A 19,019-nucleotide genomic window follows, 5' to 3' on the forward strand; every position below is an offset into this window, starting at 1 on the left:
GAAACTTTTTTCAGGATAATTGGCCAATCGCTTAACCACACCGCATTCACACAACAAACCCACAGAGTTATCCACAATCTTAAATATAAAAGGCAGGAAGATTAGGTAAATTCGGCCTGACCAGTAACTGAGCTCGAAAATTCCAGGCGTGAAATTCTCAGGCGTAAGCCACTAAAGTGTAATTAAACTGGTTACAATACAGGCATCTATTACTCTCAAGGAGACTTTGGATGGATCCCCTCCTTCTACTTATACCTCTCCTCCTCGCCCTGGGGGCCGTACGCATCGGCCTTCCCCCGCTGATCGGGTATCTGGCCGCAGGCTTTGCCCTCTACGCCGCCGGCATCGATGCTTTGGAGTTCCTGACACCCATCGCCGATCTCGGCGTACTGCTTCTGCTGTTTGCCATTGGCCTGAAGCTGGACCTGAGCAGCCTGGCCAGGCGAGAGGTGTGGGGTACGGCAACCACCCATATGCTGATCACCGTCTTCATTGCGGCGCTCTTTATTAAGACAATGGCACTGGTTGGGCTGGGCATGTTCGACCAACTGTCCAACACCCAGATTCTGACTCTGGGGTTTGCATTGAGCTTCTCCAGCACGGTGTTTGCCATTAAGACTCTTGAGGAGAGTGGCGACTTGGCCTCACTCTATGGCCGCACCGCCATCGGCATTCTGATCATGCAGGACATCTTTGCCGTGGTATACCTTACCGCAAGCAAGGGGGTGTGGCCCTCCCCCTGGGCATTTGCCCTATTGGCCCTGCCCCTGCTCCGACCGCTGCTGTTCAGGATGATGAAGAGCAGTGGCCATGGTGAGATGCTGGTGCTCTTCGGCCTGGTGATGGCATTGGTCCCCGGTGCCGCCCTGTTTGGCGCCGTAGGCCTGAAACCGGATCTGGGCGCTCTGATTATGGGCATTCTCCTGGCTGGCCACGCCAAGTCTTCCGAGCTGTCCAAATCCCTGTTCCTCTTTAAAGAGCTTTTCCTTGTCGCCTTCTTCCTTACCATAGGCCAGCAAGGCATCCCCTCCATGGAAGAGATCACCACAGCGCTGACTCTGTTGATACTGCTGCCCCTTAAGCTGATGTTGTTCCTCGGGCTACTGCTGTTTTTCCGCTTCAGGTTACGCACCGCCTTTATGTCGTCGCTGACACTGGGCAACTTCAGCGAGTTTGGCTTGATTGTGATGACAGCTGCCATCGCCACCGGCACCCTGGATGCCAGCTGGCTGAGAGTTATGGCACTGATGGTGGCCTTCAGTTTCCTGATTGCCGCGCCATTGGACCGTATGGCGCAGGGCCTCTACCACTGGCTGCAGCCCAAACTGCAACATCGCCAGCGCACCCCCCTTCATCCTGAGGATCAGCCCATCCACCTGGGGGAGCCCAAGATCCTCATCTTTGGTATGGGCCGAATCGGTTCGGCAGCCTATGACTCTCTCAATGAGGCGCACCAAGGTCAGGTTCTCGGTATTGACCATAAGCAGGAGATCATCGAGCGTCATCACAAAGAGCAGCGCAATGCAGTTCTGGGTGACGGTACTGACTCAGACTTCTGGGATAAGTTGGTGCCCACCTCCAGTGTGGATCTGATCGTACTGGCGATGCCCTCCCACCTGGGTAACCTGCATACCGCCGAGCTGCTGTTCAACAGTGACTATCGAGGCAAGGTTACCGCGATTGTGCGTTACCCCGATGAGGAGGAAGCTCTTCTGGAGATGGGGGTGCACAGCGTCTACAACATCTATCAGGCTGCGGGTACCGGCCTGGCCGATCAGGTTATGGACACCCTCCCCAGCTCCCTCAGCAGCAAACCCTCTCTCTGACAATCCGGGCGGCTCTGCCGCCCTTTTCTATTCCCTTAGGGGTAACTCCTCCCCGACGATACGTGATCCAGATCTCAACCCTCTCCTTCCTGCAAATCGTCCGTTGCCAATACTTGAGTATTTTACTAAGGTTTTCCCAATCTATTGATGCATTGAAAATGCACCTTTAAATAACTCACCCTCAACAAACGACAAAACCAGATAGCAGGTACGGTTATGAGTCGACAAAAAATCATACTTTGGGCGCTGATACTCTCCTGTCTCGCCTCTTTCACCGTGTTGCTCTCCATGGGCAGCAGTACCTATCGAGAAATGCCCCCCATTCCTACACAGGTCGTCAGCGATGATGGCCGGGTACTTTTCTCCGAAGAGGATATTCAACAGGGCCAGATGGCCTGGCGCTCCATGGGTGGCCACCAACTGGGCTCCATCTGGGGCCACGGCTCCTATGTTGCACCAGACTGGAGTGCCGACTGGCTGCACAGAGAACTGATGGCCTGGCTCGAAATCCAGGCCCAGGATCAGTTTGGCCAAGCTTACGAGACCCTGAGCGAAGCTCGCCAAGGCGGGTTGCAGGCCGAACTCAAAGCGGACGTTCGTCGCAATCGCTATAACCCGGCCAATGGCACCATCACCATATCCAACACCCGCTTTGATGCCATTAACCGGGTTCAGGCGCATTACCTCTCCCTGTTCAGTGATGATCCTGAACTTCAGCCCCTTAGGGAACAGTACGCCATGAAGGAGGGTACCCTGCCTTCCCTGGAGCGACGCCAGGACCTGACCGCCTTCATCTTCTGGAGTGCCTGGGCAACCACCACCGATCGCGCAGACCAGCCCGGCGTGTCCTACACCAACAACTGGCCCCATGAGCCCCTGGTGGACAACCAGCCCACCTCCTCCATTACGGTCTGGTCCATCTTGTCCGTGGTGGTGCTGATCTTTGGTGTCGCAGCGCTGGCCTGGTACCACTCCACCCTGAAGCATGACCCTCTGCCGACCCCGGCGAAGGAAGACCCCATCTTCAGCCACCAACCCACTGCCTCTCAGCGTGCATTGGGCAAGTACTTCCTCACTGCCATCGGCCTGTTCATGCTGCAGATCGTCCTGGGTGGGATCACCGCCCACTACGCGGTTGAAGGCCAACAGTTCTACGGTATCCCCCTGTCCGATATCCTTCCCTACTCCCTGACCCGAACCTGGCACACTCAACTCGCGGTGTTCTGGATTGCCACCCTTTGGCTGGCAACCGGGCTCTATATCGCGCCAGCACTCTCCGGAGGCCGTGAGCCCAAGTGGCAAAAGCTGGGTGTAAACCTGCTTTGGCTGGCCCTGCTGATCGTGGTTCTGGGATCCATGGCCGGGGAATGGTTGGCGGTTCAGCAGGTGCTGGACATCGATCTGAGCTACTGGTTTGGTCACCAGGGGCATGAGTACATCGACCTGGGGCGCTTCTGGCAGATGCTGTTGATGGTCGGCCTGCTTATCTGGCTTGGCCTGGTGACCGCCGCCATTCGCCCCGCACTCAGCGAGCAAAACGACCACAAACCGGTGATCTGGCTGCTCTATGTATCGGTGGTGGCCATTGGTCTGTTCTATGGCGCTGGCCTGATGATGGGCAAACACACCAACCTGGCCATGGCTGAGTACTGGCGCTGGTGGGTAGTTCACCTGTGGGTAGAGGGCTTCTTTGAAACCTTTGCCACCGCCGTGATTGCCCTGATGTTTGTCCGCCTGGGACTGATTCGTGCCCGCAGTGCCAACGCTGCGGTGTTGTTCGCCACCTTGATATTCCTTTCCGGAGGAATCATCGGTACCGCGCACCACTGGTACTTCACCGGTACTCCGACGTCGGTACTGGCCTGGGGCTCCATCTTCTCCGCCCTGGAGGTGGTCCCTCTGGCACTGATCGGCTTTGAGGCCTATGAGCAGTATCGTCTTCGCAACGCGGCCAGCTGGATGACCAACTACAAGTGGGCCATCATGTTCTTCGTGGCGACCGCCTTCTGGAATATGTTTGGTGCCGGCATGTTAGGCTTCCTGATCAACCCTCCCATCTCGCTCTACTATGTGCAGGGACTGAACACCACGGCCGCCCACGGACACGGTGCCTTTATGGGTGTATACGGTATGCTGGGCATCGGCCTGATGCTGTTCTGTATGATGGGACTCAGTAAAGGGCGCGGCTGGAATCAGAACCTGCTGAAATGGGCCTTCTGGTGCATGAACATCGGCCTGATGGCGATGCTGGTGATGTCTCTGCTTCCCGTTGGCATCATCCAGTTCTTTGCCGCCATCGACCACGGCTACTGGTTCGCACGCTCACCTGAAGTTCTTCAGAGTGACCTGGTACGACAGTTGGTGTGGTGGCGAGTGCCTGGTGATATCCTGTTTGCCGTAGGTGGCATGTTTATCGCCATGTTCCTCTTTGGCTTGGTAAAGGCCAGCCTGGCCGCCAAACGCGCTAAAAAACTGGCTACCGCCTGATAGCAAGACATGGGGCACAGCAGTGCCCCATATACGGAGTACACAGATGAGCTCAGAGATACTGACAGGCAGACTGGCCAAAGAACACAAGACCATCAAGCATATGCTGCAGATCTACTGCAAGGCCCATTGCCAGACGGAATTGAGAACCAATGGTCTTTGCCCCGACTGTTTGTCTCTGCTGAACTACGCTGAGCAGAAACTGGATCGCTGCCCCTATGGCGAGACTAAGCCGGACTGCGCACGATGCCCCATCCACTGCTACAAACCTGAGCCCAGGGCTCAGGCAAGAAAGGCGATGATCTACTCCGGCCCAAGGATGCTTTACCGGCACCCCATAGAAGCGGTTCAACATATATTGGATAAGCGCCGCCCCATACCGGAGAAGCCTCCGGCAGGCGCCAGCCAATATGCCCGGCGCAAAGCCGCAGCCAAACAGAAACAATGACTCGGGGGACCTTCAAGGTCCCCTTTTTATATCCAACTCACCCCACATCGAACTACTCTCCAACCCTAGAGAGGGGGCTCGCACACACCATACCTATCGATGACTCTGCGCCTCCCCTAGAACCCTATTGCCGCCAACAGATCCGCTGTCTTACCTCACAGCTGCAGGTTCGCAGAGAGTCTAATTTCAACCTAATGCGGCTCCCCCCAGCACTGTCATGCCGGTATATGGACTCCTCCCGAGTTTCAACCTCCAGCGCAGACAGACAAAGTAAGATGCAGGCGTATATTCGGGCTCTTGATGGGTTGCGATCCCTGGCCACTGATGTTTTCGCACCACCATGCCTCTACGCGAACGCGGAATTGAATTCTCGCCGGCAAGATCAGGCTCTTGGTGGTCGGTCTCACCTGTTTGTTATGCGCTCTTGGTTGTCACTCTTAACTCTTGAATCGATGGTTAGATAGCTTGAGGTTGTTGATAATCCTGATCTCGGTGCAACATGGCCCAGGCAGTGCGAATGGTTTTGTTAACTAGCGCCACTGCCGCACGTCGAAGCCCGCGTCGCTCGATAATTGCCAACAGCCATTTTTCTTTGAGTGTCTTAGGTGGCCTACGGCCTAATTGCATGGCCACAGCTAATGCCCCCTGAATCAGGTTGGCGCGCAGCCGCTTATGGCCAATCCGCTTGCCAATACCACCTAAAGAAGTGACGCCCCCGGTACTGAATTGTTTAGGCGTCACTCCAATGCAGGCCGCGGCTTCCCGGCCATTCTTAAACCCTTCACCACGCTCACCTAAGATGAGATACAAGGCCAAGGCATTAACCTCGCCAACGCCTTCAAGCTTCATGAGCCTCTTGCAGGGCGACTGCTGCTTTATCAATTCTGATAGCTGATTCTCTATTTGTTTGAGCTCATCTCTCCCCCGTTGCCATTGCTGGTACACCTTTGAAAGCTGAGCTTTGAAGGCCTGAGGAAGAAGCTCAGACGAGCCGTCTAGAAGCTCTGGCATGATCCGTATAAGTGCTGTATTCCCTTTGGCGATGGTGATACCAAACTCATAGAGCAAGCTACGCATCATGTTGCTGGTTGAGCGGTTATGATCCAGCCAGTGCTGACGCATCCGCTCAATGCTTTGCAAAGCTTGTTGTTCAACCGATTTGACTGCTGCAGAGCGAGTGCTTGGCTGACGGGCTGCTATCGCGATGGCCAGTGCATCGTTGCTATCGGTTTTATGGCCCTGCCGATATGGGGTGACTGTTTTGGGGGCGATGATCATGACGGAGTGGCCAAAAGATTCAGCGAAGCGGCCCCAGTAGTGGGCGGAGCCACAGGCCTCCACGGCAACAATGGAGGGTTTCTGCTTGGCCAGCCATTGCTCAAGTCGTGCGCGTGACATACTGCGGTTATTCAACACTTGATGTTCCGGACTGAGCGTTGCCACTTGGAAAGAAGATTTTGCCAGGTCGATGCCGATGATATTAAGGTTAAGCATGTATGGGCTCCTTTCGCTGTTAGAGCGGTTGTGGTGACTTAACTCTAGCCCCTTAGGGGAGGGAGGAGTCCATACATCGCGCACGCCGGTATCCAGAGTCTTTGATTTAAGGGTCGAAAGAAAGCCACTGGACCCTGGCGTGCACCAGGGAGACGATTGTGCGTGTGGTGACGGGAGCACTTCGTAGCCTTCTCTCAGCAACCTGGAAGTTATAAACAGCAGAAACGACAAAACCCAGCTCAAGGCTGGGTTTTATCTAAATAGTTGGCGGAGTGGACGGACTCGTACGGGGGCGCCCAGCCACGCGACCAAACTGCACAGCAGTTTTTGGGAGCGATAAACGAAAAAAGCCCGTAGCGTTAGCTACGGGCTTTTTCGATTTGTTGGCGGAGTGGACGGGACTCGAACCCGCGACCCCCGGCGTGACAGGCCGGTATTCTAACCAACTGAACTACCACTCCGCCGAATTTTATGCCTGACGCAAGAGACTGATTAGCACTCTCACATCAAGGAATTGGTGCCTGACGATGACCTACTCTCACATGGGAACTCCCACACTACCATCGGCGCTACTGTGTTTCACTGCTGAGTTCGGCATGGGATCAGGTGGGACCACAGCGCTATGGTCGTCAGACGAATTTGGAACAATTCGCACAAGCTGTTTTCTCGTTTGCATTCTCGCAAGCGCTTTCTATATCTGGGATATCAAAACCCATTGGGTGTTGTATGGTTAAGCCTCACGGGTCATTAGTACAGGTTAGCTCAACGCCTCACAACGCTTACACACCCTGCCTATCAACGTCCTAGTCTTGGACGGCCCTTTAGAGACCTTGAAGGTCTAGTGAGAACTCATCTTGAGGCTCGCTTCCCGCTTAGATGCTTTCAGCGGTTATCGATTCCGAACTTAGCTACCCGGCAATGCCACTGGCGTGACAACCGGAACACCAGAGGTTCGTCCACTCCGGTCCTCTCGTACTAGGAGCAGCCCCTCTCAATTCTCAAACGCCCACGGCAGATAGGGACCGAACTGTCTCACGACGTTCTGAACCCAGCTCGCGTACCACTTTAAATGGCGAACAGCCATACCCTTGGGACCGACTTCAGCCCCAGGATGTGATGAGCCGACATCGAGGTGCCAAACACCGCCGTCGATATGAACTCTTGGGCGGTATCAGCCTGTTATCCCCGGAGTACCTTTTATCCGTTGAGCGATGGCCCTTCCATGCAGAACCACCGGATCACTATGACCTACTTTCGTACCTGCTCGACGTGTCTGTCTCGCAGTTAAGCTGGCTTATGCCATTGCACTAACCGTATGATGTCCGACCATACTTAGCCAACCTTCGTGCTCCTCCGTTACTCTTTGGGAGGAGACCGCCCCAGTCAAACTACCCACCAGGCACTGTCCCTAACCCCGATTCAGGGGCCCAGGTTAGAACATCAACACTACAAGGGTGGTATTTCAAGGACGGCTCCACGTCATCTAGCGACAACGCTTCAAAGCCTCCCACCTATCCTACACATGTAGGGTCAATGTTCAGTGCCAAGCTGTAGTAAAGGTTCACGGGGTCTTTCCGTCTAGCCGCGGGTATACGGCATCTTCACCGCAAATTCAATTTCACTGAGTCTCGGGTGGAGACAGCGTGGCCATCATTACGCCATTCGTGCAGGTCGGAACTTACCCGACAAGGAATTTCGCTACCTTAGGACCGTTATAGTTACGGCCGCCGTTTACCGGGGCTTCGATCAAGAGCTTCTTCCGAAGAATAACCCCATCAATTAACCTTCCGGCACCGGGCAGGCGTCACACCGTATACGTCCACTTACGTGTTTGCACAGTGCTGTGTTTTTGATAAACAGTTGCAGCCACCTGGTATCTGCGACTGCCGACAGCTTAGGGAGCAAGTCCCATCACCGTCAGCAGCGTACCTTCTCCCGAAGTTACGGTACCATTTTGCCTAGTTCCTTCACCCGAGTTCTCTCAAGCGCCTTGGTATTCTCTACCTGACCACCAGTGTTGGTTTGGGGTACGATTCCTTCTTACCTGAAGCTTAGAAGTTTTTCCTGGAAGCATGGCATCAACCACTTCAGTGCCGTAGCACCTCGTCATCAGCTCTCAGCGTAATGTGTGTCCGGATTTGCCTAAACACACCGCCTACAACCTTAAACGCACATCCGATAGTGCGCTGGCCTAGCCTTCTCCGTCACTCCATCGCAGTAAGAAGAAGTACGGGAATATTAACCCGTTTCCCATCGACTACGCCTTTCGGCCTCGCCTTAGGGGTCGACTCACCCTGCCCCGATTAACGTTGGACAGGAACCCTTGGTCTTCCGGCGAGCGGGTTTTTCACCCGCTTTAACGTTACTCATGTCAGCATTCGCACTTCTGATACGTCCAGCATGCCTCTCGACACACCTTCAACCGCTTACAGAACGCTCCTCTACCATGCACAACAAGTGTGCATCCGCAGCTTCGGTGTCTAGTTTAGCCCCGTTACATCTTCCGCGCAGACCGACTCGACCAGTGAGCTATTACGCTTTCTTTAAATGATGGCTGCTTCTAAGCCAACATCCTGGCTGTCTGAGCCTTTCCACATCGTTTCCCACTTAACTAGAACTTTGGGACCTTAGCTGGCGGTCTGGGTTGTTTCCCTCTCCACGACGGACGTTAGCACCCGCCGTGTGTCTCCCGTAATTGCACTCATTGGTATTCGGAGTTTGCAAAGGGTTGGTAAGTCGGGATGACCCCCTAGCCTTAACAGTGCTCTACCCCCAATGGTGAGATACGAGGCGCTACCTAAATAGCTTTCGAGGAGAACCAGCTATCTCCCGGTTTGATTGGCCTTTCACCCCTACCCACAAGTCATCCGCTAATTTTGCAACATTAGTCGGTTCGGTCCTCCAGTTGGTGTTACCCAACCTTCAACCTGCCCATGGGTAGATCACCGGGTTTCGGGTCTACACCTTGCAACTCATTCGCCCAGTTAAGACTCGGTTTCCCTACGGCTCCCCTATTCGGTTAACCTTGCTACAAAATGTAAGTCGCTGACCCATTATACAAAAGGTACGCAGTCACCCCGAAGGGCTCCCACTGCTTGTACGTACACGGTTTCAGGTTCTATTTCACTCCCCTCACAGGGGTTCTTTTCGCCTTTCCCTCACGGTACTGGTTCACTATCGGTCAGTCAGGAGTATTTAGCCTTGGAGGATGGTCCCCCCATGTTCAGACAAGATATCACGTGTCCCGTCCTACTCGATTTCACACAAAGTTAGTTTTCGTGTACGGGGCTATCACCCTGTATCGCGCTACTTTCCAGAAGCTTCCACTAACACCCTCTGTGCTTAAGGGCTAATCCCCGTTCGCTCGCCGCTACTTAGGGAATCTCAATTGATTTCTTTTCCTCAGGGTACTTAGATGTTTCAGTTCCCCTGGTTCGCTCTGTACACCTATGTATTCAGTGCACAGTGACCGCTTATGCGGCCGGGTTTCCCCATTCGGAAATCGGTGACTCAAATGGCTCTTACTGCCTCATCACCGCTTATCGCAAGTTAGTACGTCCTTCATCGCCTCTGACTGCCTAGGCATCCACCGTGTACGCTTAGTCGCTTAACCATACAACCCCAATGGGTCTTGCTTGTTCTTTGCTTCCCACTTGTCGTCAGCCCTTTCACTCGCGTCGGTCATTAACAGAAGTTAACTCCCTCGCTCGCTCAAGCGCTTCCTCAATTGGAAATCAAATCCCAGCGCAATACCGAGTTTTGAGATTGCATTAATTGTTTAAACAACCAATACGTTAATCTATCGCCAGATATTCAAGGCACTTGCAAAAATTGCAAATATCTCGAGAAATTATCAGCTTGTCCAAATTGTTAAAGAGCAAGTTTTTGCCTTAGCAAAAACGCCAAAATCACCCCTAAGGATGATTTCAGACAATCTGTGTGAACACTCAACGCAAAACCGTATCTATTTCGTAAGGAGGTGATCCAGCCCCAGGTTCCCCTAGGGCTACCTTGTTACGACTTCACCCCAGTCATGAACCACACCGTGGTCATCGCCCTCCCGAAGGTTAAGCTAATGACTTCTGGTGCAGCCCACTCCCATGGTGTGACGGGCGGTGTGTACAAGGCCCGGGAACGTATTCACCGTGACATTCTGATTCACGATTACTAGCGATTCCGACTTCATGGAGTCGAGTTGCAGACTCCAATCCGGACTACGACCGGCTTTATGGGATTGGCTGACTCTCGCGAGCTCGCAACCCTTTGTACCGACCATTGTAGCACGTGTGTAGCCCATCCCGTAAGGGCCATGATGACTTGACGTCGTCCCCACCTTCCTCCGGTTTATCACCGGCAGTCTCCCTAGAGTTCCCGCCATTACGCGCTGGCAACTAAGGACAAGGGTTGCGCTCGTTGCGGGACTTAACCCAACATTTCACAACACGAGCTGACGACAGCCATGCAGCACCTGTCTCACGGTTCCCGAAGGCACACTTCGATCTCTCAAAGCTTCCGTGGATGTCAAGGGATGGTAAGGTTCTTCGCGTTGCATCGAATTAAACCACATGCTCCACCGCTTGTGCGGGCCCCCGTCAATTCATTTGAGTTTTAACCTTGCGGCCGTACTCCCCAGGCGGTCTATTTAATGCGTTAGCTTTGGAACCCACGCCTCAAGGGCACAGACTCCTAATAGACATCGTTTACAGCGTGGACTACCAGGGTATCTAATCCTGTTTGCTCCCCACGCTTTCGCATCTGAGCGTCAGTCTTTGTCCAGGAGGCCGCCTTCGCCACTGGTATTCCTTCAGATCTCTACGCATTTCACCGCTACACCTGAAATTCTACCTCCCTCTACAAGACTCTAGTCTGCCAGTTCGAAATGCAGTTCCCAGGTTAAGCCCGGGGCTTTCACATCTCGCTTAACAGACCGCCTGCATGCGCTTTACGCCCAGTAATTCCGATTAACGCTCGCACCCTCCGTATTACCGCGGCTGCTGGCACGGAGTTAGCCGGTGCTTCTTCTGCGAGTAACGTCACAGCTAACGGGTATTAACCGCTAACCTTTCCTCCTCGCTGAAAGTACTTTACAACCCGAAGGCCTTCTTCATACACGCGGCATGGCTGCATCAGGCTTGCGCCCATTGTGCAATATTCCCCACTGCTGCCTCCCGTAGGAGTCTGGACCGTGTCTCAGTTCCAGTGTGGCTGATCATCCTCTCAAACCAGCTAGAGATCGTCGCCATGGTGAGCCATTACCTCACCATCTAGCTAATCTCACTTAGGCTTATCCAATCGCGAAAGGTGCCGAAGCATCCCCCTCTTTCCCCCGTAGGGCGTATGCGGTATTAGCAGTCGTTTCCAACTGTTGTCCCCCTCGACTGGGCAAATTCCTAAGCATTACTCACCCGTCCGCCGCTCGACGCCCAGTAAATCCACCGAAGCTTCAATACTGTCGTTTCCGCTCGACTTGCATGTGTTAGGCCTGCCGCTAGCGTTCAATCTGAGCCATGATCAAACTCTTCAATTAAAAAGTTTTTTGGAATCCGAAAATTCCGACTCAATGAATTACTGAATTAACTTGTTATAGTCACTCAGTGCAACATTGATATATGAGATATCAATCCTGCGCGAGTGCCCACACAGATTGTCTGACTAATTGTTAAAGAGCAGTGCAACGTTGTTTTCGTTGCTGAGGCTGCGCATTCTACGCTTTCCTCATCCCCCGTCAAGCCCTATTTTCAAAGGTTTTTCCGGGTGTCGATGTTTTGCTCAGCGCGGTGTTTGATGACCCGCTGTGCCCCGTCGACAGGGAGCGCATTATAGGGAGCTGAATTCGTTACGCAAGAGGAAAATTATAAAAATATTCCTTTCGAATAAAAAACGGGCACAAGGCCCGTTTTCTTACACTTTTACCCGTTTTATCTCACACTGATGAAACGGGAACCCTGGATGTCGGTAACCCGAGTCTGGTCCACATCGCCGCTGGCAACAAAGTCGATGTCGATGACCGCCTCTTTCAGATAGTAGGGGTCCACCGACAGGGCCACGGGAACACTGGCCACTTCGCCACCACCTACGACCACCTGTTGAGGTCCACCCCACTCATACTCCTCCAGCCCCTCGACCTTCAGGTCGAAAGTTACCGGAGCCTCGCTCTTGTTGAGCACCTTGAGGGTATAGACGTTTTCGATAAGCCCCTCATTGGTTTCACGGTAGAGCATGTTGCGGTCGCGGATGACGTCCACCTCAAGAGGCTTGATGGCAGCGACCATCCCGCCGAAGGCCACACACATCACCACCATGGCGATGCCATAACCGATCAGCTTGGGACGCATCACATTGCTGCTGCCCCCTTCGAGTTTGCGCTCTGTGGTGTAGGCGATCAGGCCTTTGTCGTAACCCATCTTGGCCATCACATCGTCGCAAGTCTCCACACAGGCACCACAGTTGATGCACTCATACTGCAGGCCATTACGGATGTCGATGCCAGTGGGGCACACCTGAACACAGAGATTACAGTCGATGCAGTCACCCAGTCCCATCTCCTTGGGGTTCTGCTTACGACCTCGGGGACCGCGGGTTTCACCTCGAGTGGCGTCATACCCCACGGAGAAAGTGTCCTTGTCGAACATCACCGATTGGAATCGGGCATAGGGACACATATGCAGGCACATGATCTCCCTCATCCAGCCCGCATTGCCGTAGGTGGCCAGGGTAAAGAACACGGCCCAGAAGTAGGCGCCGCCACTGGCGTTGCCGCTGAAGAAATCCAGATAGAGTTCGGTAGCCGGATAGAAGTAGGAGACGAAGGTCAGGGAAGTGATCAGCGACACCAGCAACCACAATCCGTGTTTGGCTGTTTTGCGTTTGACCTTATCGGCACTCCAGGGGGCCTTATCCAGCTTCATCCTCTTATTGTGGTTACCCTCAACCTTCTCCTCTATCCAGATAAAGATGAAGGTCCACACCGTCTGCGGACAGGTGTAGCCACACCACACCCTCCCCAAATAGGTGGTAAAGAAGAACAGGGCAAAGGCAGCAATCATAAACAGGAAGGCCAGCAACAGCAGATCCTGGGGCCAGATCACCAGGCCGAAAACGTAAAACTTTCTTTGGGCCAGTTCGAACAGCACCGCGGGGCGATCCCCCCAGGGGAGCCAGGGCAGGCCAAGGAACAGGATCATGAACACCCAGCCCATCTGACGGCGCAAATTGGTCCATTGACCTAAGGATTTTCGAACGTAGATTCGATTGCGGGGATTGAACCTGTCCATCTTGCGGGGATCCGCTGCCTGCACCTTGATGGGCTTGGCTTGCGCATCGCTATTTCGAGGGGCCATAACTGCAAAACCTTTCCATGTTTACAACTCGGTGCGGATTATATCAGTTTTTTCTAACAAACCATTATTAATTGAGACCCAGGTATGCTAGGTACGTGGAACAACTGTTAGCTGGATCACACTTAACCCATGCCGCCGAGACAAAGATATTTCGTCTCCAGGTACTCATCCAGTCCCTCCTGACCGCCTTCACGACCCAGGCCTGAACTCTTGATGCCGCCAAAGGGAGCGGTGGCGCTGGAGATGATCCCCTCATTGATGCCCACCATGCCATAGTCCAGAGACTCTGCCACTCGCATCGCCCGGGAAAGGGTGTCACTGAACAGGTAGCTGGCCAGCCCGGCCTCGGTGTGATTCGCCAGGGCAATCCCTTCCTCTTCGGTGTCGAACGGCGTCACTGTCACCACTGGACCGAAGATCTCCTGGGACCAGATTGGGTTCTGTGGCGTCACCGACTCCAGCAGAGTAGGGGAGTAGTAGCGGCTAGCCTCACCAACCCGGCCAGCCCCCAGGGTCTTCACAGCGCCAGCCTCCAAAGCCTGGTCAACCAGAGACTCGACCCGGGCGATGGCCCGGTCACTGATTAGGGGACCCAGATCGGCCCCAGGCAGGGAACCGGGTCCCAGAGTCAGGGATGCCATACGGGTCTTCAGCCGCCGGATGAATGGGTCATAGATGCCACGCTGAACCAGGATGCGGTTGGCACAGACGCAAGTCTGACCGCTGTTTCGGAACTTGGAGGCGATCAGCCCTTCCACCGCCGCCTCCAGGTTCGCGTCGTCAAACACCAGGAAGGGGGCGTTGCCCCCAAGCTCAAGAGACAGTCTTTGAATACCCGAGGCACTTTGAGCCATCAGGATTCGTCCCACCGCCGTCGACCCGGTGAAGGAAAGCTTGCGCACCTTAGGGTGGGTACACAGACGGTGTCCAATGGTTGCGGCATCGGTGCCGGGGACCAGGTTGATCACCCCGGGGGGCAGGCCGGCCTCCTCGGCAAGCCCGGTCAGCAGCAGGGCTGTCAGAGGCGTTTCCGCCGCAGGTTTGATCACCAGGGTGCAGCCCGCCGCCAACGCCGGCGCCACTTTGCGGGCAATCATCGCCAGGGGAAAGTTCCAGGGAGTAATGACCCCAACGACGCCCACAGGCTGTTTCAACGTCATCGGACGCCGGCCTCCGGGCAGAGTTGGGAGGGTTCGGCCATTGGCTCTCACGGCCTCTTCGGCATACCAGCGCAGGTAACTGGCGCCATAGTCCACCTCGGACAACGCTTCGGCTATGGGCTTGCCCGACTCCAGGGTGATCACTTCCGCCAGCCGTTGTCGGTTTTCTCCAACCTTGTGGTACCAGGCCAGCAGCAGATCGGCCCGCTCTTGAGCAGACAATCGCCGCCAGGACCCAAAGGCCTGGTGGGCCGCTTCAATGGCCTGTTCCACCTGCTCGAGGCTGACGTCCGCCACCTTGGCCACAATCTCTCCCGTGGCAGGATCGTCCACCTCAAAGCTTCCCTGGTTACCCGCCAGCCACTGGCCGCCGATATACGCCTTATGCAGCTTGGTCATACCCTGTCCCTGCCATTGATTCACTCAGTCCACGGTAGCACCTAAGCCCTGGGCAGAACAGGGTATCGATCACTCCATTCCCGCAGGCGGTTCCATCATGGCGGGCACTCGTCGCGCCGCACAGACCAGCATGTAAACAGAGGTGGCCAGAAACACCACCCCGAAATACTGCGGCAGCCCGATTGAAACAAGGCTCAGCATCTGTGCCAGCATGGGGCCCGCAACCGAGCCCAGACTGTAGCTGATCAGCATCAGTTGAGTGATGCGAACAACCTGAGCCGAGGCCCGGCCCTCACAGGCCTGATTGATGGCAAGAGGGTAGAGAACAAAGGCAGACGCCCCCAACAGCAGCACCCCCAGGCCAAACTCAAAAGCTGAGGATGCCAGCACCAGGATCACCGTGGCCATGGCCCCCACCAGGCTGAACAGAGCCATCAGCAGAGTCTTGCTGATTCGGGCAGACATCCAGCTACCCAGGGGTTGCACCGCCATCCCCCCCAGAACCACCAGGGCCATCATCACCCCGGTCAGTTCAGACACCAGCGCCTGCTGATGAAGGAAAACCGGCATCAATCCATAAAGGGGACCCAGCACCAATCCGGAGATGACACATCCCAGGATTGCGGGCATGCTGACATTTCTCAGGGCCAAGGGTGCCGAGTGGCCGTCCCCGGCAGGGACGACATTCACGGAGCGACCCAGTAAGGGCGGCACCACCGCCAGCAACATCAGCCCCATCACCACCAGCAGCGGCCAGGCTCCCCCGACCCCCAGCAGGTTGATCATCAACTGGCCCAGGGCATTCCCCCCATAAAGCGCCGCCATGTAAAGGCCCAGCCGACCGGCGCGTTGACGCTCATCCTCCACCAGCAGTAACCAGGACTCAATCACCACGAAGACACCGGCGGTGGCAACGCCCGCCAGCAGTCGCATAGCCAACCAGACCACAGGGTGGGGCAGGGCAGACATCACCGCGACGGTAGCCGACAGCACCAGCAGTGAGATCATCAGGGCCGGGCGATGCCCGAGACGGATCACCACAGGCTCGACGAACAGGGCACCCAACAGCAATCCGCCATAGAGCGCACTGGCCAGCCAGGCCGCCATCTCCGGGGGCATAGATAGCCCGGCAACAGACAGAGGCAAAAGACTCATCAGGTAGCCAGTTGCCACAGCAAACAAAAACAGCCCCCCAATGGGAGCCATCACCCCGGACTCCTTCCGGGACAATACAGACTCGGTCACAGCCTTCTCCAACTTCACCCTGTCGCCATAGGGACCCATTCCCGGCGATCGGCGGCATGGTGAGGCCGAGGTGAGTTGGAGTAAAACGAAACCTTTTTATGGTCAGGACAACGGATTTCTATTGTGGGTTTTGCGCCAGCTTCGAACCTTGATAGGCCTGGGCGGGCACCGGGCGCAGCTGCCAGACTAACCCCAGACGCTCCATCAGCTTCAACCCCCAGTAAGTCGGATCCAGTTCCCACCAGTAGAACCCATTTCTGGCCGCGCCTGGATACTTGTGATGATTGTTGTGCCATCCCTCTCCCAGGGTGAGCAGGGCCACCAGCCAGTTATTGCGAGACAGGTCATCGGTGTCATACCGCCGCCGGCCAAAGCGGTGGCACAGAGAGTTCACCGCCAAGGTGGCGTGAAGAAGCGCGACCGTCGACACCACAAACCCCCAAACCACCAGCTGCAGTCCGTTGGTGTTCAGTCCGGGAAAATAGGTGGCGCAAAGCTGCCCCAGCAGGAACAGAGTCCCGATCAGAGTCAAAGGCGCAACCCAATCGAACCGGTTCAGCCAACGCAATTCAGGGAAACGGCTGAATTCGGGAATCTGTTTATAGGGGGTGGCAAAGCTGGCGTTGCAGGTGAACCACAGCATGTGACTCCACCAAAACCCCTGATTGGGGGAGTGGAGATCCCCCTCCTTGTCCGTGTGCCTGTGATGCTGGCGATGGTGACCGCTCCACCACAGCGGCCCCCTTTGAGCCGCACTGGCACCAATAAAGGCAAACAGGAACTGCACCCATCTGTGGGTGCGAAAGCTCTTATGGGCAAAATAGCGGTGATAAAATGCGGTCAGGGCGAAGGCCCGAATCAAATACAGCGTCAGAGCCACACCAAGAGCAAAGGCCGAGGCCGGCACCCAGAACACCAGCAGAATGCTCAGGTGCAACAGGATAAAGGGCAGGCAACGCACCAGATTGAAGCGACGACTATGAGGGTCATCCAGGGGGGCAGATTCATTGTCCAGCCAGATTTTCCAGTGGCTCATGGGTCACTCCTTAGCAGATTCAGACCTCTAGCTACGAAAGCAACTGCCTTGGCGATCACTGGCCAACAGTCAAATGAATGTTGATTTATTCAGCATCAGACCCGATGTTAGAGATTGGGTAAATGGAGAGGCCAGGGGAAGATGGAAACATCACGTCGTTACCGTACTCAGCTAGTCAGCAGTCTGCTCGGTCTGCTGCTGGTGTTGCTGTGCGCCCAGCCCCTCACCGCCAGCAAGTTGGCCAACGAACATCAGTTCAATGCCCAGGCCGCAGAAGCCACCGCCCTGACACTGACGGCGGCCACACATCAGGCATCCAGTTTCAAGCACCCCAAACAGCAGGGAGGCAACGAGCTGACCGGGGCAGAGGCTGTTTGGCCTCAGCCTCCCGCCATTAAGGAAGAGCTGGAAGTTACCCCTTTGCCCCAGCCATGGTTTCACCGGCGGACTTCCCCTCCTGATCGCACCGCAGGATGGCGAGAGTCCAACCTGACCTACCGGGCCAGCCTCACGTACGAAGTCTGATCTCACCTGAGTATTGATGGCTGCTTCTACGCAGTCTATTCCCCTTTGAATGACTCCCAAGGTGACTTATGACTTTGAATAAAAAACTCGCCCGGCTGATGTCCCGGGCACTGATACTGTTTCTGATGCTCCTGTTCTGTCTGCCGGCCTTCGCCTCGTCGACTCAAAAGCTGTCCGCAGACGCCATCGACCCCTTGATCAGTCAAACCCTGACGGTGATGAGAGAACACTACCTGAATCCGGACAGAGTGGATGATATAGAGAGTTTCCTGAAAGCTCGCCGCAATGCTGGCCACTATGACCAGATCGCCACACTGGACCAGTTCGCCCAGACCCTGGGGCAGGAGATACGGAGGATCACCGGAGATGCTCACGTCAGCCTCTATGTGAAACAACCACAAGTTCAGGCCAGTCACATACTCAGCCACCCGCCGGGCAAGCTGACACACAACTATGCCTTCGAGCAGGTGAGCTACCTTGCGGGCAACATCGGCTACCTCAAGTTCAACAAGTTTCATCCCAACCCGAACGCCAAAGAGGTGGCGGATCAGGCCCTGGGGTTTCTCTCCCGGGCCGACGCGCTGATCATCGATATGAGAGACACAGTCGGAGGCTCGCCGGATCTGGCGCGCTACCTGCTGAGTCACTTCTTTAAGGAGGGCACCGAACTCTGGCGCCTCTATGGGCGGGACCTTGAGCTGCTCAATGTGGTCAACGCCGAACCTGTTCAGTTGTCCCGGTTTCAGGAGAAGGTGCCCATAGTGCTGCTGACCAGTGACGACACCGCCAGCGCCTCTGAACTCTTTGCCTCCACCATGCAGGCCGGGGGCAGGGCAATCGTCATCGGTGACACCACAGGTGGTGCTGGCTACTACGCCGGAGTCCGGGAGGTGACCGACCGTCTGGTGCTGCGACTCTCCCTGATGAAACCCGTGATCTCCGCCAACGGACTCAACTGGGAAGGCACCGGGGTCACACCGGACATCAAGGTGCCCGCCATGGATGCCCAGGACAGGGCACAACTCTGGCTGCGTACCCAGATGGCGCCTGAATCCTAAC

At 55.4% G+C, this 19,019-nt stretch carries 10 protein-coding genes, 1 tRNA gene and 3 rRNA genes; 5 read left to right on the forward strand and 9 right to left on the reverse strand.

The genetic code is table 11. The features are described 5' to 3' along the window. The first annotated feature begins 230 nt into the window (after positions 1-230). From QUE41_RS21350 to QUE41_RS21360, 3 genes are all read left to right on the forward strand, one after another. On the forward strand, positions 231-1,826 hold the full coding sequence (locus QUE41_RS21350) for a cation:proton antiporter domain-containing protein (protein ID WP_286340960.1): 1,596 nt from the start codon (positions 231-233) through the stop codon (positions 1,824-1,826). 216 nt (positions 1,827-2,042) lie between these two features. Beyond that, positions 2,043-4,313, forward strand: coding sequence for a nitric-oxide reductase large subunit (locus QUE41_RS21355; protein WP_286340961.1), 2,271 nt, complete (start codon positions 2,043-2,045; stop codon positions 4,311-4,313). A gap of 46 nt (positions 4,314-4,359) precedes the next feature. Then, on the forward strand, positions 4,360-4,761 hold the full coding sequence (locus QUE41_RS21360) for a nitrous oxide-stimulated promoter family protein (RefSeq protein ID WP_286340962.1): 402 nt from the start codon (positions 4,360-4,362) through the stop codon (positions 4,759-4,761). 456 nt (positions 4,762-5,217) lie between these two features. Here the strand turns inward: QUE41_RS21360 and QUE41_RS21365 are convergent, their stop codons facing one another. The 9 genes from QUE41_RS21365 to QUE41_RS21405 all read right to left on the reverse strand — a co-directional run bounded on the left by QUE41_RS21365 (position 5,218) and on the right by QUE41_RS21405 (position 17,435). After that, complete coding sequence (locus tag QUE41_RS21365) at positions 5,218-6,255, reverse strand: IS110 family RNA-guided transposase (RefSeq protein WP_286339505.1); 1,038 nt, start codon at positions 6,253-6,255, stop codon at positions 5,218-5,220. Between the two features lie 384 nt (positions 6,256-6,639). Continuing rightward, positions 6,640-6,716, reverse strand: a tRNA-Asp gene (locus tag QUE41_RS21370). A gap of 58 nt (positions 6,717-6,774) precedes the next feature. Beyond that, positions 6,775-6,889, reverse strand: a 5S ribosomal RNA gene (gene rrf / locus QUE41_RS21375). A gap of 92 nt (positions 6,890-6,981) precedes the next feature. Beyond that, positions 6,982-9,868, reverse strand: a 23S ribosomal RNA gene (locus tag QUE41_RS21380). Positions 9,869-10,227: 359 nt separating this feature from the next. Next, positions 10,228-11,782 (reverse strand): 16S ribosomal RNA (locus tag QUE41_RS21385). The 16S, 23S and 5S rRNA genes sit together here with 1 tRNA gene alongside, the layout of an rRNA operon. Positions 11,783-12,173: 391 nt before the next feature. Further along, positions 12,174-13,595: a cytochrome c oxidase accessory protein CcoG gene (gene ccoG, locus QUE41_RS21390; protein WP_286340963.1), complete on the reverse strand. Its 1,422-nt coding sequence runs from the start codon at positions 13,593-13,595 to the stop codon at positions 12,174-12,176. 122 nt (positions 13,596-13,717) lie between these two features. Beyond that, positions 13,718-15,154: an NAD-dependent succinate-semialdehyde dehydrogenase gene (locus QUE41_RS21395; protein ID WP_286340964.1), complete on the reverse strand. Its 1,437-nt coding sequence runs from the start codon at positions 15,152-15,154 to the stop codon at positions 13,718-13,720. A gap of 69 nt (positions 15,155-15,223) precedes the next feature. Beyond that, on the reverse strand, positions 15,224-16,399 hold the full coding sequence (locus tag QUE41_RS21400; RefSeq protein ID WP_286340965.1) for an MFS transporter: 1,176 nt from the start codon (positions 16,397-16,399) through the stop codon (positions 15,224-15,226). Between the two features lie 118 nt (positions 16,400-16,517). Next, the gene (locus QUE41_RS21405) at positions 16,518-17,435 is read right to left on the reverse strand and encodes an acyl-CoA desaturase (protein WP_286340966.1); all 918 of its coding nucleotides are present in this window, start codon (positions 17,433-17,435) and stop codon (positions 16,518-16,520) included. Positions 17,436-17,576: 141 nt separating this feature from the next. On the opposite strand from QUE41_RS21405, the gene QUE41_RS21410 reads away from it, so the two are divergent. Continuing rightward, positions 17,577-17,960, forward strand: coding sequence for a hypothetical protein (locus tag QUE41_RS21410; protein ID WP_286340967.1), 384 nt, complete (start codon positions 17,577-17,579; stop codon positions 17,958-17,960). Between the two features lie 74 nt (positions 17,961-18,034). Continuing rightward, positions 18,035-19,018: a S41 family peptidase gene (locus tag QUE41_RS21415; protein ID WP_286340968.1), complete on the forward strand. Its 984-nt coding sequence runs from the start codon at positions 18,035-18,037 to the stop codon at positions 19,016-19,018. Position 19,019 lies beyond the last annotated feature (1 nt).

Origin of the sequence: Ferrimonas sp. YFM (assembly GCF_030296015.1) — a bacterium.
Taxonomy (GTDB): Bacteria; Pseudomonadota; Gammaproteobacteria; order Enterobacterales; family Shewanellaceae; genus Ferrimonas.

What these genes read in the sequence shown, in the direction of transcription:
- QUE41_RS21355 (WP_286340961.1), top strand. Translation starts at nt 2,043, where the DNA reads ATGAGTCGACAAAAAATCATACTTTGGGCGCTGATACTCTCCTGTCTC.
- QUE41_RS21365 (WP_286339505.1), bottom strand. Translation starts at nt 6,255, where the DNA reads ATGCTTAACCTTAATATCATCGGCATCGACCTGGCAAAATCTTCTTTC.
- QUE41_RS21405 (WP_286340966.1), bottom strand. Translation starts at nt 17,435, where the DNA reads ATGAGCCACTGGAAAATCTGGCTGGACAATGAATCTGCCCCCCTGGAT.
- ccoG (WP_286340963.1), bottom strand. Translation starts at nt 13,595, where the DNA reads ATGGCCCCTCGAAATAGCGATGCGCAAGCCAAGCCCATCAAGGTGCAG.
- QUE41_RS21350 (WP_286340960.1), top strand. Translation starts at nt 231, where the DNA reads ATGGATCCCCTCCTTCTACTTATACCTCTCCTCCTCGCCCTGGGGGCC.
- QUE41_RS21395 (WP_286340964.1), bottom strand. Translation starts at nt 15,154, where the DNA reads ATGACCAAGCTGCATAAGGCGTATATCGGCGGCCAGTGGCTGGCGGGT.
- QUE41_RS21410 (WP_286340967.1), top strand. Translation starts at nt 17,577, where the DNA reads ATGGAAACATCACGTCGTTACCGTACTCAGCTAGTCAGCAGTCTGCTC.
- QUE41_RS21360 (WP_286340962.1), top strand. Translation starts at nt 4,360, where the DNA reads ATGAGCTCAGAGATACTGACAGGCAGACTGGCCAAAGAACACAAGACC.